The organism is Frigoribacterium sp. AC394 (assembly GCF_979258095.1).
The window spans coordinates 2,577,933-2,592,112 of sequence record NZ_OZ409834.1; the positions used below are offsets into that span (position 1 = coordinate 2,577,933).

General features: G+C 65.8%; 15 protein-coding genes and 1 pseudogene. 12 read left to right on the forward strand and 4 right to left on the reverse strand.

The annotated features are described in order from the left end of the window. The 3 genes and pseudogenes from ACZZY9_RS12015 to ACZZY9_RS12025 all read left to right on the forward strand — a co-directional run bounded on the left by ACZZY9_RS12015 (nt 1) and on the right by ACZZY9_RS12025 (nt 2,584). Nucleotides 1–880: pseudogene (locus ACZZY9_RS12015) on the forward strand (sugar phosphate isomerase/epimerase family protein). Between the two features lie 45 nt (nt 881–925). Then, nucleotides 926–2,032 (forward strand): transaldolase family protein, encoded by a 1,107-nt coding sequence (locus ACZZY9_RS12020; RefSeq protein WP_463464238.1) that lies wholly within the window; start codon nt 926–928, stop codon nt 2,030–2,032. Nucleotides 2,033–2,164: 132 nt separating this feature from the next. Further along, nucleotides 2,165–2,584 (forward strand): tautomerase family protein, encoded by a 420-nt coding sequence (locus tag ACZZY9_RS12025; RefSeq protein WP_463464239.1) that lies wholly within the window; start codon nt 2,165–2,167, stop codon nt 2,582–2,584. 56 nt (nt 2,585–2,640) lie between these two features. Here the strand turns inward: ACZZY9_RS12025 and ACZZY9_RS12030 are convergent, their stop codons facing one another. Beyond that, nucleotides 2,641–3,396, reverse strand: a complete 756-nt coding sequence (locus ACZZY9_RS12030; protein ID WP_320478227.1) for a GntR family transcriptional regulator — start codon at nt 3,394–3,396, stop codon at nt 2,641–2,643. A gap of 196 nt (nt 3,397–3,592) precedes the next feature. Continuing rightward, nucleotides 3,593–4,303 carry a hypothetical protein gene (locus ACZZY9_RS12035; RefSeq protein WP_463463372.1) on the reverse strand — a complete coding sequence of 237 codons (711 nt, stop codon included), beginning with the start codon at nt 4,301–4,303 and terminating at the stop codon, nt 3,593–3,595. Nucleotides 4,304–4,569: 266 nt separating this feature from the next. Here ACZZY9_RS12035 and ACZZY9_RS12040 point away from each other — a divergent pair, with 266 nt between their 5' ends. From ACZZY9_RS12040 to ACZZY9_RS12080, 9 genes are all read left to right on the forward strand, one after another. After that, a complete protein-coding gene (locus ACZZY9_RS12040) occupies nt 4,570–5,073 on the forward strand; it encodes an SgcJ/EcaC family oxidoreductase (protein WP_463464240.1) in 504 nt (167 codons plus the stop codon). 74 nt (nt 5,074–5,147) lie between these two features. After that, nucleotides 5,148–5,831, forward strand: coding sequence for a response regulator transcription factor (locus tag ACZZY9_RS12045; RefSeq protein WP_463464241.1), 684 nt, complete (start codon nt 5,148–5,150; stop codon nt 5,829–5,831). After that, nucleotides 5,821–7,257 carry a sensor histidine kinase gene (locus ACZZY9_RS12050; RefSeq protein ID WP_463464242.1) on the forward strand — a complete coding sequence of 479 codons (1,437 nt, stop codon included), beginning with the start codon at nt 5,821–5,823 and terminating at the stop codon, nt 7,255–7,257. Before ACZZY9_RS12045 ends, ACZZY9_RS12050 begins: the two co-directional genes overlap by 11 nt. A 367-nt stretch (nt 7,258–7,624) precedes the next feature. Beyond that, on the forward strand, nt 7,625–9,691 hold the full coding sequence (locus tag ACZZY9_RS12055) for an RHS repeat domain-containing protein (RefSeq protein ID WP_463464243.1): 2,067 nt from the start codon (nt 7,625–7,627) through the stop codon (nt 9,689–9,691). Between the two features lie 348 nt (nt 9,692–10,039). Further along, nucleotides 10,040–10,540, forward strand: coding sequence for an RHS repeat-associated core domain-containing protein (locus ACZZY9_RS12060; RefSeq protein ID WP_463464244.1), 501 nt, complete (start codon nt 10,040–10,042; stop codon nt 10,538–10,540). Between the two features lie 243 nt (nt 10,541–10,783). Next, nucleotides 10,784–11,017 (forward strand): hypothetical protein, encoded by a 234-nt coding sequence (locus ACZZY9_RS12065; protein WP_463464245.1) that lies wholly within the window; start codon nt 10,784–10,786, stop codon nt 11,015–11,017. Between the two features lie 7 nt (nt 11,018–11,024). Continuing rightward, complete coding sequence (locus tag ACZZY9_RS12070) at nt 11,025–11,783, forward strand: RHS repeat-associated core domain-containing protein (RefSeq protein WP_463464246.1); 759 nt, start codon at nt 11,025–11,027, stop codon at nt 11,781–11,783. 416 nt (nt 11,784–12,199) lie between these two features. After that, entirely contained in the window at nt 12,200–12,391 is a 192-nt protein-coding gene (locus ACZZY9_RS12075; RefSeq protein ID WP_463464247.1) for a hypothetical protein, read from the forward strand. A 55-nt stretch (nt 12,392–12,446) separates the two neighbouring features. Next, on the forward strand, nt 12,447–12,626 hold the full coding sequence (locus tag ACZZY9_RS12080; protein WP_463464248.1) for a hypothetical protein: 180 nt from the start codon (nt 12,447–12,449) through the stop codon (nt 12,624–12,626). A 90-nt stretch (nt 12,627–12,716) separates the two neighbouring features. On the opposite strand, the gene ACZZY9_RS12085 is transcribed toward ACZZY9_RS12080, so the two are convergent. Together ACZZY9_RS12085 and ACZZY9_RS12090 are read right to left on the reverse strand one after the other, a co-directional pair. Further along, complete coding sequence (locus ACZZY9_RS12085) at nt 12,717–13,301, reverse strand: NAD(P)H-dependent oxidoreductase (RefSeq protein ID WP_463464249.1); 585 nt, start codon at nt 13,299–13,301, stop codon at nt 12,717–12,719. A 43-nt stretch (nt 13,302–13,344) separates the two neighbouring features. Further along, nucleotides 13,345–14,121 carry a GH25 family lysozyme gene (locus ACZZY9_RS12090; protein ID WP_463464250.1) on the reverse strand — a complete coding sequence of 259 codons (777 nt, stop codon included), beginning with the start codon at nt 14,119–14,121 and terminating at the stop codon, nt 13,345–13,347. Between the last annotated feature and the right edge of the window lie 59 nt (nt 14,122–14,180).

Below are 14,180 nucleotides of genomic sequence, written 5' to 3' on the forward strand. Positions count from 1 at the left end.
GTGGTCAAGATCGCACTCGACCCCACGCCGTTGCACCACAGCCACTCCCTGCTCGAGATCCCGGCGAAGGTGGCCGAGCTGGGTTACGACCACCTCCAGCTCACGCCCCACCAGGACTTCATCCCGTTCTTCCGTCACCCGAAGGCCGACGACGACCTCGTCGACGCCTTCGCCGCCGCCTGCCGGGAGGCGCGGGTCGAGATCGCATCGGTGCTGCCGGTTCTCCGCTGGTCAGGCCCCGACGAGGAGTCCCGTCGGGCCGCCGTCAAGCAGTGGAAACGCGTCATCGAGATCACCGCCCGCCTCGGCGTCGGCGTGATCAACACCGAGTTCAGCGGGCGCCCCGAGCTGCAGGAGGAGTCGGAGCGCCAGTTCTACTGGTCGATGGAGGAGCCTGCCGATCATCGAGCGGGAGGGCATCCAGGTCTACATCGATCCGCACCCCGACGACTTCGTCGAAGACGGACTCGAGGCTCTGCGCGTGATCCGAGGGCTCAACTCCTCGAACGTGGGTCTGGCCTACGTCGCCTGCCACACGTTCCACTACGGCGGCGACATGGCGGAGATCATGGCCGCCGCGGGGCGGACACTCGGGTTGGTCCACATCGCCGACACCTTCGACCACCGCCGGTCGCACGGTCTGCGCTACATCACGAACCCGCCCGGCACCTCGGCCCGGGTGCACCAGCACCTGAAGATCGGCGACGGAGACGTCGACTGGGACTCCTTCTTCGACGGTCTCGGGCAGCTCGGCTTCTTCGACCGCTCCGACACGATCGCCGTCTCCAGCGTCTTCGCCGAGGACGAAGACGTCGACGCCGTCAGCCGCTACCAACGAGAGCAGATCCGGAACCGGATCATCGCCGCGTCCCGCGCCTGACCGCGCTCAGCCCAGCAAACAGACGACCCCTCCGGGAGGAGACCGATGACGACCGTCACCGAAGCCGCAGTCACACCCCTCGACGACCGCCCCCCTCTGCTCAGAGCGGCGCAGGACACCCCCACCAGCCTGTGGAACGACTCGGCCGATCCCGCCGAGCTGGCCGCCTCCATCGGATTCGGTGCGGTCGGTGCGACCTGCAATCCGGTCATCGCCTACACGGCCATCAAGAACGACCTGGGCACCTGGGTCCCCCGCCTCCGCCAGATCGCCGAGGAGCACCCCACCGCCGGCGAGTCCGAGATCGGCTGGCTCGCCGTCGAGCGGCTCAGCATCGAGGCGGCGGCACTGCTCGAGGGCGAGTTCGAGGCCTCGGGTGGTCGCAACGGTCGGCTGTCGATGCAGACCGATCCGCGCCTCCACCGAGACGCCGACGCGCTCGTCGAGCAGGCCGTGCACTTCTCGTCGTTGGGGAAGAACATCATCGTGAAGATCCCCGCCACGCGGGTCGGGATCGAGGCCATCGAGGAGGCGACCTATCGGGGTGTCAGCATCAACGCGACGGTCTCATTCACCGTCGCCCAGGCCGTCGCGGTGGGGACCGCCATCGAACGGGGTCTCGATCGCCGCACGGCCGAGGGGATCGAGAACCACGAGTTCGGATCGGTCGTCACGATCATGGGCGGGCGCCTCGACGACTGGCTGAAGGCCGTCGTGAAACGCGACCACATCATGATCGACCCGGGGCACCTCGAATGGGCCGGCGTCGCCGCCCTGAAGAAGGCGCACCACGAGTTCGTCGCCCGGGGCTTCCGTTCGCGCATCCTGTCGGCGGCGTTCCGCAATCACCTGCAGTGGTCCGAGCTCGTCGGCGGAGACCTCGTCGTCTCGCCCCCGTTCGCGTGGCAGGTCGACATGAACGCGGCCGAGCTGCCTGTGGAAGACCGGATCGACGTCCCCGTCGACCCGCGCATCCTCGACTCGCTGGCCACGAAGCTGCCCGAGGAGTGGCACCGTGCCTACGACGTCGACGGCATGACGGTCGACGAGTTCGAGCGGTTCGGTGCCGTCGTCAGGACGCTGCGGCAGTTCCTCGAGGCGGACGCCCAGCTCGACGCCCTCGTCCGCGACGTGCTCGTGCCCGCCGTGTGATCCGACGGTGAAGACGCGCAGGAGGCGCGGTGTCCGCATCAGGGCACCGCGCCTCCTGCTGTCCGGGCTGGTGCGAGCCGTCGCGCTTTGTTAGAATGTAATGACATTAGCCCCCACGTTAGGACGACCACCATGCCCCTCGTTCGCATCGACCTGATGACCGGCCGGACACCCGAACAGATCACCTCGATCGCCGACGCGATCCACCAGGCGATCGTCGATGTCTACGGCATCCCCGTCCGTGACCGCTTCCAACTCGTCAACGAGCTACCCGCAGGGCGCATCATCGCCGAAGACGCCGGGCTGGGCTTCGAACGGACCGGCGGCGTCGTGATGATCCAGATCTTCACGCAACGGGGGCGGAGCGACGAGACGAAGCAGGCCCTCTATGCCCGCATCGCCGCGGGCCTCGACGCGGTCGGCGTCGCGGGGGAGGACGTCTTCATCGGCTACGTCGAGAACGGCCCGCAAGACTGGTCGTTCGGGTTCGGGGTCGCTCAGTACCTGAACGGCGAGTTGAGAGTGCCCGCCGCGGCGCCGACCCTCGGCTGACGGATCGTCTTGTCGACGAGCGTCACTCGTCGACGAGCGTCACCTGTCGAGGAGGGTCACTTGTCGACGAGGGTGATCGAGAACGAGTAGAGGTCGGGTCGGTAGCAGTGGTGCCCGACCTCCACGGCGCGACCGGAGGCGTCGTACGCGGTGCGGGTCATCGTCAGCACGGCGCCCCGGGGCTCGATCTCGAGCAGGTGCGCCTCGTCGAAGTGGGCGGCGCGAGCGCCGATCTGCTGCTTGGCGACCCGCATGGTGACGCCGTGTGCTCGCAGCAGCTGGTACAGGCCCCGGGTGCTGAGGTCGTCGTCGGAGAACTGAGCGAGATCGAGTGGGAGGAAGTTCTCCAGGATCGCGACGGGCACACCATCGGCCAGACGGAGACGCCTCACATTGCTCACCTGGTCTCCAACTCCTATGCCGAGCGCGAGGGCGGTCTTCTCATCGGCGGGGACGACGGCGTGCGCGAGAAGGCGTGTCGTGGGGGCCTGGCCGCTCTCGGTGAGATCCTCGAACAGGCTCGTCAGTTCGACGTTGCGCGTGACAGGGCCGTGCACCACCTGTGTGCCGATGCCTCGTCGACGGACGACGAGGCCCTTGTCGACGAGCTCCTGGATGGCCCGACGGATGGTCGGTCGAGAGAGTCCGAGTCTCTCGCCGAGACCGACCTCGTTCTCGAGTCGGGCCCCCGCGGGGAGTCGGCCGCTCAAGATGGAGGCTTCGAGACGCGTGGAGATCTGATACCAGAGCGGGACGGGCCCGTGCCGGTCGAGATCTGCGAAGAGGTCGGCTGGGAGCTGCGTATCAGTCACTCGCCACCTCGCCCCTCCGACATGTCTTGACAATAGTAGGCAGGAGCCGAGCCCGGTGGCTACTCGTGCGCCCGGGGTGCGGCGGGCGCAGAGGAGAAGCCCCCTCCCGCACGAGGTGCGAGAGGGGGCCCACCGGGAACACCGGCCCCGCCCGGGTGGGCGGAGCCGGCTGTCGTCACGGATTCACCAGAGGGTGTTATTCCGTGGCGACGGTGATCTTCGCGACGCCGACGAGCATCTCGTCCTGGACGGCGTCGGTGCTGAAGGTCTCGTTCAGCAGCGCGGCGGCGTCGGGGCTGATGTGCACGGTCGTGCCCTCGAGGACGGCGTTGGTGCCCTCCATCTGGAGGGGCTTCAGGGTGCCGCCCCAGAGGTTGAACAGGTAGGCGTCTTCGACGACGACCTCGCCGTTGGCGGACACGGTGCCGTAGAGCTTCGACTCGCCCGGGTCGATGCGGAAGTCGGTGAGCTCGACGGTGGTGTCACCGGCGGTCAGCGACAGGCCCGAGCCGTCGTGGTCGAGCTCGCCCTGGACGTAGGGGCGCACGTCGGAGGAGGGGTCGTAGTAGTCGACGTTGCCGCCGGTGATCGGGAACGCGAAGGTGCCCGTGGCGCCGTCGAAGGTTCCGGTGCCGACCGGGGCCGGGGTCAGACCCAGCGAGGTCAGCGCGTCGACGAAGGACTGGTCGACGGTGACCTGGGTGTCGACGCCGTTGCTGAGGTCGGGGAGCGAGGCGACCGGGGTGGCCTCGGCGCTGGGCTCGGCCGATGCCGATGCCGAGCTGGTCGACTCGGTGGAGCCGCTGTTGGAGTCCATCGAGCACGCGGCGAGCGAGAACACGAGGGCGCCGGAAGCGACGAGGCCGAGTCCGACCTTGGTGATCTTCTTACGGGAGAAAGCATTCATGATCAGGTCCTTTTCTGTGATTCCCGGTGGGGATGAAAAGGATTCGCCACCCTCCCGAGAAACGATTGGAACCGATCTCCTTCGTTACCTTTCCGTGATGAAGGGGGGCTCGAGCGAGACGACTACGGGCGCGCCCCCGGTCGTCCGACACGATGCTGACCGGGCGTTGACGTTCTCCTGACGGGCTGCTGACGCGTGTCTCGCGAGGCTGATCCCACAGCAGATCACCGGCCGGACCCCCGGCCCTCACGCGAAGGAATCCGCACATGACCCGCCGTAGCCGCTTCACCGTCCCCGCCGTCGCCCTCTCCGCCGTGGCCCTGCTCGGCATCACGGGCTGCACGGCCGCGACGGCCGACACCGCCTCCGACGCGCCCTTGCCGGCTGCCGCTCCGAGCGACGCCGAGGTGCAGGCCCTGTTCGACGACTGGAACGCCTCGCTCGCCACGGGCGACCCCGAGCAGGTCGCCGAGCACTACGCCGACGACGCGGTCCTGCTGCCGACCGTCTCGCCCGGCATCCACGACACCGAGGAGGAGCGGCTCGAGTACTTCGAGGGCTTCCTGCTCGACGAGCCGTCGGGTGTGATCACCGAGGGCGTCGTCCGCGACCTGGGCGACGGGTACGTCTCGCACTCCGGTCTCTACACGTTCACGATGGGAGCGAGCGGCGACGTCGTACCCGCGCGGTTCACGTTCGTGTACGCCGAGACCGACGGCGAGTGGAAGATCGTCGAGCACCACTCCTCGAAGGAGCCGGTGAAGCAGTAGGCGATCGTGTCGACCCTCGGCGCACCTCCGGCGTCCGTTCGTTTTCTGTCCAGCCGCGACTGAGACGATCCGGTGTGCACGTTCTCCTCGTCGAAGACGATCCCGCGATCGCCGGGTCCCTGTGCGAGGGTCTCGCGCGCTATGGCTACGAGGTCGACTGGGTGACGACCGGGCGGGAGGCGCTGGCCGCCGAGGCGCCCGGCGTGGTCCTCCTCGACCTCGGTCTGCCCGACATGGACGGCCTCGACGTGTGCCGCCGTCTGCGCGCCCGGTCGAACGTGCCGATCATCGTCGTCACCGCCCGCGGCGACGAGGTCGACACGGTCGCGGGGCTCGAGGTCGGGGCCGACGACTACGTCGCGAAGCCGTTCGGGGTCCGCGAGATCGTCGCGCGGATCCGCGCGGTGACCCGCCGGCACGCCACCGACGCGACGGGCGAGGGAACGGAGCTCGCGCCTCCTCCCGTCCGGCTCGGCACGGTCACCATCGACGTCGCGGCCCGCCGCGTCACGCAGGGCGACGCCGAGATCGCACTCGCCCCGAAGGAGTTCGATCTGCTCGTCGCCCTGGCCCGCCGGGTCGGATCGGTCGTCACCCGGGAGGCGCTGATCGACGAGGTCTGGGACACCCACTGGTTCGGGTCCACCCGCACGCTCGACGTCCACGTGTCGGCGCTGCGGCAGAAGCTCGGCGCGGCGGTCGCGATCACGACCGTGCGCGGGGTGGGGTTCCGGGTGGAGCACGCCGATGCGTCGTAGGCTCATCGCCTCGTACCTGGTGATCGTCGGCCTCGCGCTCGTCACGTTCACGGTGCCGGTCGGCATCCAGCTGAACGACCTGCTTCGCGACGGTCAGCGCGAGGTGGCCCTGAGGGAGGCGCGCACGATCGCGGTGCTCCTCTCGACGGCGACGGAGGCGGACGACGCGACGGCCCGCGGTGCCCGACTCGCACTCGTCCGGCTGCGCGACGAGATGGAGGATCAGACCGACGGTCGCGTCGAGCTGATCGGCGTCGATCGGCGACCCGCCCTCGGTCGCGAGGTCGTGGGGGTCGACGACGACGATTTCGACGCGGCCCTGTCGGGCGAGGAGCGCGTGCGGACGCTCGACGACTCCGTGCTCGGCGAGCGCGGTCTGCAGGTGACCGTCCCCGCGGTGACCGACGACGGATGGGTGGACGGCGCCGTGCGGGTGACCGTGCCGTCCGCGCCCGTCGACGCGCAGGTGCAGGGCGTGTGGCTCTTCCGCCTCGGGGCCGGCGTGATCGTGCTCGTCCTGTCGGTGATCGCGAGCGCCGTCGTCGCGACGTCGCTGCTGCGGCCGCTCAGGCTGCTCGACGCCATGGCCGATCGCATCTCGCGCGGCGACGTGAGCGCCCGGGTGGATCTCGACGAGATGAGCACCTCCGAGGTGCGGCGTCTGGCGAGCACGTTGAACGACGGCACGCGGCGCATCGAGGTGCTGCTCACCGCGCAGCGCGCCTTCACCGCCGACGCGTCGCATCAGCTGCGGACGCCGCTCACCGCTCTGCGCCTGGGTCTCGAGAACCTCCACGACCGTCTCGACGACCCGGGCGACAAGGCGGCCGTCGATCGCGCCCTCAGCGAGTCGGGTCGTCTCAGCCGTCTCGTCTCCGACCTGCTCGAGCTGGCGCGGAGTCAGGCGTCGACGGCCACGCCGGTGCGGGTCGACATCCGCGGCGTCCTCGACGAGCGGGCGGACATCTGGTCGTCGGCGGCGGAGGACGTCGGGGTGGCCATCGTCGTCGATCTGCCGGGCGGTGAGCTGCCGGTGCTGGCGACCCCGGGGCATCTCGAGCAGGCGCTCGACAACCTGATCGACAACGCGGTGCGGGCGAGTCCGGCGGGTGCGACGGTGACGCTCCGGGCGGCGCCGACGTCGGACGGGGTCGTGGTCGAGGTGAGCGACCAGGGCGGCGGCATGACGGCGGACGACCGCGCCCGGGCGTTCGACCGCTTCTGGAGCACGGCACCGGGCGGCTCGGGTCTCGGGCTCGCGATCGCCCGCGAGCTCGTCGAGCACGACGGCGGGTCGATCGGCCTGGCCGACGCCCGGGGTGGCGGGCTCACGGCCGCGCTCCTCCTGAGGGGCGGCGGGTCGGACCTGCAGGAGGCGCACCAGGGTCCGACCGGGCGCCCGCCGCTCCGGTCGCGTGCGCGGTGAGCGGGGTGGCACGGCCTTCGCCCCCGGTGCAGGCGTCTGGTCTGTTCATGAGTGCTCACGGGGGAAGCAGCCCGGGGCGTTCGGCTTGCGACATCGCCTCAGAAGGGGCGCGGTGTGCTGCCCCCAGTTCGGGGCGACTAGTTCAGAATCTCGACCTGTTCTAGGCAGAGGATTCCCTGGCCACGGACCGTAATGGTCGGTTCGGTCCCAATCAGCGGATGGGACCAGCGGCGGGCTAAGTGCGCAGTGGACTCGAAGGTTTCTCATAGGTTGTGGGGGTGGGGATCATGGGGGTCCCTGGTTATTGGGGTCTTCGACTCTGTCGTCTCGTTCTCTTGTTCTGCCGCGCCTGACGTCTTTCGGAGTTGTGGCTCTGCTTCTTGCTCTCGCGGTCGCCTTCGGGGTCATCGCAGGTCCGGCTCCTGCGCGTGCGGATGATGCGGCGACGGGCCCTGGTGGGTTGTTCGTATCGGCGCTGGGCCGGTTGTTCGACACGGAGACGCGTGCGGGTAATGCTCCGGCGTCGGTGACGGCGGCGAACAAGTGGTACCCGGTCCAGGTGACAGGTATTGCCGGGATCCCGACGGAGCTGGACTACAACGACAACGGCACGGTCAAGACCGCGACCGCACCCGGGAACGGTGCGAACCGAACCCAGTACGCATACAACGACGACAAGCAGCTGATAAAGATCACCCCCGTCACCGGGACCAGCCTTGGGGTGAAGGACTACACCTACGACGGATACGGGCGGGTCAAGACCGAGACCGACGGCCGCGGGAACACCACGACCTACACCTACGACCGTGCCGACCGGCTGCTCGTGACCGCCATCACCGGCGGCATCACCGTCACGAACACCTACGACGCCGCAGGCCGCCTGACACGCAGCGTGAGCCCGACCGGAACGATCACCAACACCTACGACCAGCAAGGCCGCCAGCTCACAACGGCCAACACCGCCGGGGGAGGGACGATCTCGTACGCGTACGACAAGGCCTCGAATCAGATCTCCTCGACCGACGTCGGCGGCACCTACGCCAACTCCTACGACTCCTCGAACGTCCTCCTCACCAGCACCTACCCCAAGGGCACCGGAACCGGACGAGTCGTCTACGAGACAGACGAGAACGGCCGCCGCATCAACACGTGGCTGAACTCCAACAACGAACACACCACCTGGTCCGCACGACAGAACACCACCTACGACACCTCCGGCCGCGTCGCAGGGCTCAAGGCATGGACCGGGACCGGCAACACCAGCAACCAGGTCGTCTACGACGTCACCTACTGCTACAACGCCGGCACCGCAGCACCCACCTGCGGCACCGCACCTGCGAATGACCGGTCCAAGCTGCAGTGGTCGAAAGACAACCGCACCGGGCAGGTCACGACCTACACCTACGACGGCCAGGGCCGGGTCACCCAGGTCGCCCAGACCGGCGCGACGGCTTCGAACAACACGTACAAGTACACCTACGACATGCGAGGGAACCGCCTGACTGCGGTCGTGACGGGTGCGAATCCGTCGTCGCAGACGCTGACGTACAACGCGGCGAACCAGATCACCACGACCGGGTACACCTACGACGGCGCCGGGAACCTCACGAAGAACCCGACGACGGCGTTCACCTACAACCCGGCGCAGCAGATGACCAAGGCCATCCGCGGCGGCGTCACCACCGACTACACCTACGCCGGCGCCGACCAGAAAGCCGTCCTGTCACAGAGCGTGTCCACCGGGACCGACTACCGCACCGTCTACGGCAAAGCCGACAGCAACGGGAACCCGCAGATCGTCACCTACACCGGTGGGAACAACTCCTCCCACGTGTTCAGCGACCCCGTCACCGGGCAAGCATCCCTGTTGACGACGTCGACGGATGTGGTGTCGATGTACCTCTGGGACGGCCTCGGCAACCCCACAGGTCTCCTCACCGACGGTGCGTCGAACCCGGTCCCGGCAACGTATGACCCGTACGGGCTCCGCGCCCTGAGCGCCGCGAACACGGACACCGGGGTTGCACAGAACCCGTATGCGTTCAAGGCCGGCATTTACGACCGCGGCACCGGCCTGGTCAAGTTCGGCCTCCGCTGGTACGACGTCACAACCGGTGCCTGGACCCAACAAGACACCCTCGACGCACCCCTGGATCCGAGTAACGCCAACCGATACAGCTATGCAGCGGGGGATCCAATCAATGTTTCGGATCCAACGGGACTTGCGAGCACATATTGCAATCTGACGGGAGGTGCCACGGTCATTGCAACCGGCGTATCAGCGACCGCTGTTCTTTACACGGCCCTCACCGCGCCTGCCAACGCTATCCCAGTTGTTGGGCAGGCAAATAGTGCTGGGGGAATTCTTACTGCCGCAACCGCCGGTTTTGTTGCAGCCCTCGCCGGCGGAGCATACTTCTTCGGTGGCTGTTAGGGTACATTGTGATCATTTTAATTCCGGTTATTTCTTCGCTACTTTTTGTAGTGACTCTGCTAATCTTCAGACTTAGGCAACGAAGCAAAAAAGGCGTTACTCAACAATGGCGGGCGTTCACTGTGGTATTTGTGGTTGCCCTGATTTCTGTCAATATCGCAACTCTTGTGGCCTATTTGCTAGAGGTGTAGTTCATTTTCGCAGGGAGCATTCAGATTTCAGTGACCCCGTCACCGGGCAGGCGTCCCTGTTGACGACGTCGACGGATGTGCTGATGTATGTTGGGACGGCCTCGGCAACCCCGTCGGCCTCTTCGCCGTCAACTCGTCGAACCCCGGTCCCGGCAACGTGCAACCCGTACGGGCTCCGCACCCTAAGCGCCGCCAACTCGACACCGGGGTCGCGCAGAACCCGTATGCGTTCAAGGCCGGCATTTACGACCGCGGCACCGGGCTCGTAAAGTTCGGTCTCCGTTGGTACGACGTCGTTACAGGCGCTTGGACGCAGCAAGACACCCTTGACGCACCCCTGGACCCCGGCAACGCCAACCGATACGGATTTGCTGCAGGCGATCCCATCAACAACTCAGACCCCACGGGTAGGTACAGTTCTGTCGGAACCTACGCCTTGCAGTGCGCAAGTGGCGCCCTCCAGGGAGGACTGCTGAAAGTCGGCTTGGCAGGTGCAGCTGCCGGACCGGCCGGTATCGGCGTGGCTTTGGCTGGGGGATGCCTCTCGGGTGTGGCCGTACAACTAACATCCGATATCGCTGGACCCCGTACTGCCGCTGGCGCTAGCTACGCGCTTGGAATCTCAGCAGTCACCACAATCGGTAAAGCATTTCTGTAAATCGAGGGCAGTATCGCATGGTTTTTCAAGATCCACTCTGGACTTTACTCGCGACCGCAGTGATCGCCTTAGTTAGCGCCATACTATTTTTCGTACGTCATAACCGAAAGAACAACGATGACTGATCCTGGCGTCTGGCTTCTAATCGCCTGTGTTGTGGCCATAATTGTTCTCTATTTACTCAGAAATGTAGCGTCAAATTATGACGCTAAACGCGATGCCAAAAAGGGTGTACGTAAAACAGTGCGGCCTTGGATATGGGTTATTCTTGCCGTACTTGCCGTACTTGCCGTACTTGCCGTACTTGCCGTACTTGCCGTACTTGCCGTACTTGCCGTACTTGCCGTACTTGCCGTACTTGCCGTACTTGCCGTACTTGCCGTACTTGCCGTACTTGCCGTACTTGCCGTACTTGCCGTACTTGCCGTACTTGCTGTCATAGTGATAGTAGGAAACTTGTACCGAGCCCTTAATTGACGGCTACATGCGAAGCTATCTTCCCTTCTATCCGGGCGCCGACCAGAAAGCCGTCCTGTTTAAGAGTGTTTCCGCCTGCACCGGCTACCGCACCGTCTACGGCAAGGCTGACGGGAACGGGAACCCGCAGATCGTTACCTACACCGGCGGAAACAACTCCTCCCATGTGTTCAGCGACCCTGTTGCTGGGCAAGCCTCGCTGCTGACGACGTCGACGAATTTTGTGTTGATGTACCTCTGGGACGGACTCGGCAACCCCGTCGGGCTCCTGACTGATGGTGCTTCGAACCCGGTCCCCGAAACGTACGACCCGTACGGGCTCCGCGCCCTGACCGCAGCCAACTCGGACACCGGGGTTGCCCAGAACCCGTTCGCGTTCAAGGCCGGCATTTACGACCGCGGCACAGGCCTCGTGAAATTCGGGGTCCGCTGGTACGACGTCGTCACAGGAGCTTGGACGCAACAAGACACTCTTGACGCACCCCTCAACCCCGGCAACGCAAATCGATATGCGTATGCCGGAGGGGATCCGATAAATGCGAGTGACCCTACCGGGTACGTTGGCACATGCGGCTCAAACGTCTTTGGGCTTGTAACCGGCGGTCTCAGTTTCGTGTTCGGTGCCGTTACGCTAGTGGCATCTGCATTCTTGGCCCCTCCCACCTTTGGAGGATCATTGATCCTCGGTGTCCCAGGCGCGCTTGGCCTTGCGGCCGGGGGAGCAGGGCTGGTGGTGTCGATCGATGGCGTTCGTGATAACTGTTAGATAGCAAAAGGTGAGATGTTATGAATGAAAACAGGATACCTTTATGGCTAAAGGTAATCGCCATCAGTGGGCTTGTTTTTGGCGCTCTTAGTCTCTTTTTTGTATCATTAGGTTCACCAGACGTGCGGTTGTTTGTGCTTTTTGGCTCGGCAATATGTGTTATCGCGGCGGTCGTGACTGCCGCTATTATGCGAAAATATTAGGAGTGTGTGACGAGTGCAGAGGATAGGACGGGCCCCAAAATGGCAGGCCCGCTGCGTGCCTGCTGCTCGTCAACCGCATCCGGGAGGCTGCGGTTTCTCGGCTAGGTAATTGAGTAAATAGATGAATGGCTCAGCGCAAGTCATGCGAGTCAATAGATCAAGTTAATTAGAAAGCATCACGTCTGAATAAGAGATGCTTGTTAGGAGCTGAGCGTGAACAAGTACCAGCGCGCGCTCATTTGGATCCTTGGTCCTATAGCTGCTTTGTTTGTCGTATTTGGGGTTGTTGCCGCGATAACAGGCTTTACTCCTTGGGTCCCTCTTTTGGTTGCAGGGGTCCTCATTCTCGCCAGTGCCACGGTGGTTTGGTCATATCTGGCTAAGGCGCCGCAGCAGAAAGATTAGCGACTCATCAAGAGCGCAGGAGGGCCTCGTCTTTCGACGGGGCCCTCCTCGCCGCATGTCGAACTGGCCCGGTCTTCGGGCTCTCTCGATCGTGGCTCTCGCCGTGATCGTCGGCGAGGTCGTCGTGCTCCTCTTCCTCGAGGGGCAGCTGACGAGCATCGTCGGCGGTGGACCGGGGCTCACGTCCGGCTACGTGCCCTGCGTCACCGGTGGAGACGATCCTCGCTGCACGTAGGGCCGTCTGCGAGCGACTCGTGTTCGCCCGGTAGCCGAATCGTGCATCGGGCGTGCCATGAGGGCACAATTGGGGCTGAACCCTCGGCCCCTAGCTCTGAACGGCTCGAACGGTCTTCCGGACGGCGTCCTCGACGAGGGCCCGGCGCGCATCCGCGTCGTCCCGTTCCGACTCGTGCACGAAGGCCACGGAACCGCGCCGAGCTCCGACGTAGTCCACGATCCCGTGCTCGATCTGCGTGCGGAGCGCCTGCTCGTAGCCGTGTCGCTCGTACGTGCCGGCGGCGTCGCCCGCGACGGCGACGAGGTGGACGGTGAGCCTGCCGAGATTGCGCCGTGTGCCGCTCTCGTCGATGCTGAAGGCCCAACCGTTGATGAACACGCGATCGATCCAGCCCTTCAACAGCGCCGGCATCGACCACCAGTAGACGGGGAACACCAGGACGAGGTGGTCGGCGGCATCGAGCCGAAGCTGCTCACGGACGACGTCGGCGGGGGTCCCCCCGTCGCCGCGGTAGCAGGCCCGATCGGCAGGACCGAAGCGTGGGTCGAAGCCCTCAGCGGCGAGGTCGGCGACTGCGCCCTCGCCGGGTTGCAGTGCCTCGAGGATCTGCCGGGCGATGCCGGCGGTGAGGGAGGTCTGATCGGGGTGCGCGGTGACGATGAGGGTGTTCACGCACCCCAGTCAAGCGGACGTGGCTGGTCGCCCCGCCGCTCTGTCAGGGCAGCAGCAGCGACTCCAGTTCTCTTCGGTCGCCTCTGAAGGCGTTCATGTCGATGAACTCCTCATCACTGTCGTATCCGTCGAGTCGCTCGCGCGCGGACCACTGCCAGAAGGTCCAGTCGCGGTCGTTTGAGAGATGCGGAGAGGTGGCGACGGAGCGGAACCAGATGGGGTTGTCGGGGTAGCTCCCGGCGAGGTACCGCTCGTACCAGTCCCGGGTGGCGTACAGCACGGCCGGTCGGCCGTAGTGCCGTTCGATGGCGAGCAGGAGCGGGTCGAGCACCTCCCGGACCGCGTCCTCCGGGGGAGGGGCGTCGCAGTACTCCGCGTAGCACTCGACGTCGACCACGACGGGCAGATCACCCCCGTTCCGGGAGACGGTGGCGACGACGTTGGCTGCCTGATCGGCTCCCGGGCTGTCGACGCTGAGGAAGTGGTATGCGCCGACGAGCAGGTCGGTGTCGTGTGCGTCGGCCCAGTTGTCGGCGAATCGGGGGTCCTGATAGCTCGAGCCTTCCGTGGCTTTGATCCACGCGAAGTCGATGTCCTCCTCCGCCAGGACGTCCCAGTCGATCGTGCCCTGGTAGGCGGACACATCGACGCCCTGCACCGGGTACCGGAGGGCAGCCGTGCGGGTGGGCCAGAGCGTTCCCGTCAGGAGGAGCGCGGCGACGACGAGCAGGGCGAGGGCGACCCCGGCGATCCCGGCGGCCGCGAGCAGGACGCGTCGCCGCCGACGCGGTCGAGGAAGCGGGCGTGCTCTGGCTACCATCCAGGTCCTCCAATGCGGAGCCTCATTCGTTGTCGGATGCGACCTGCAGGTCATGCCAC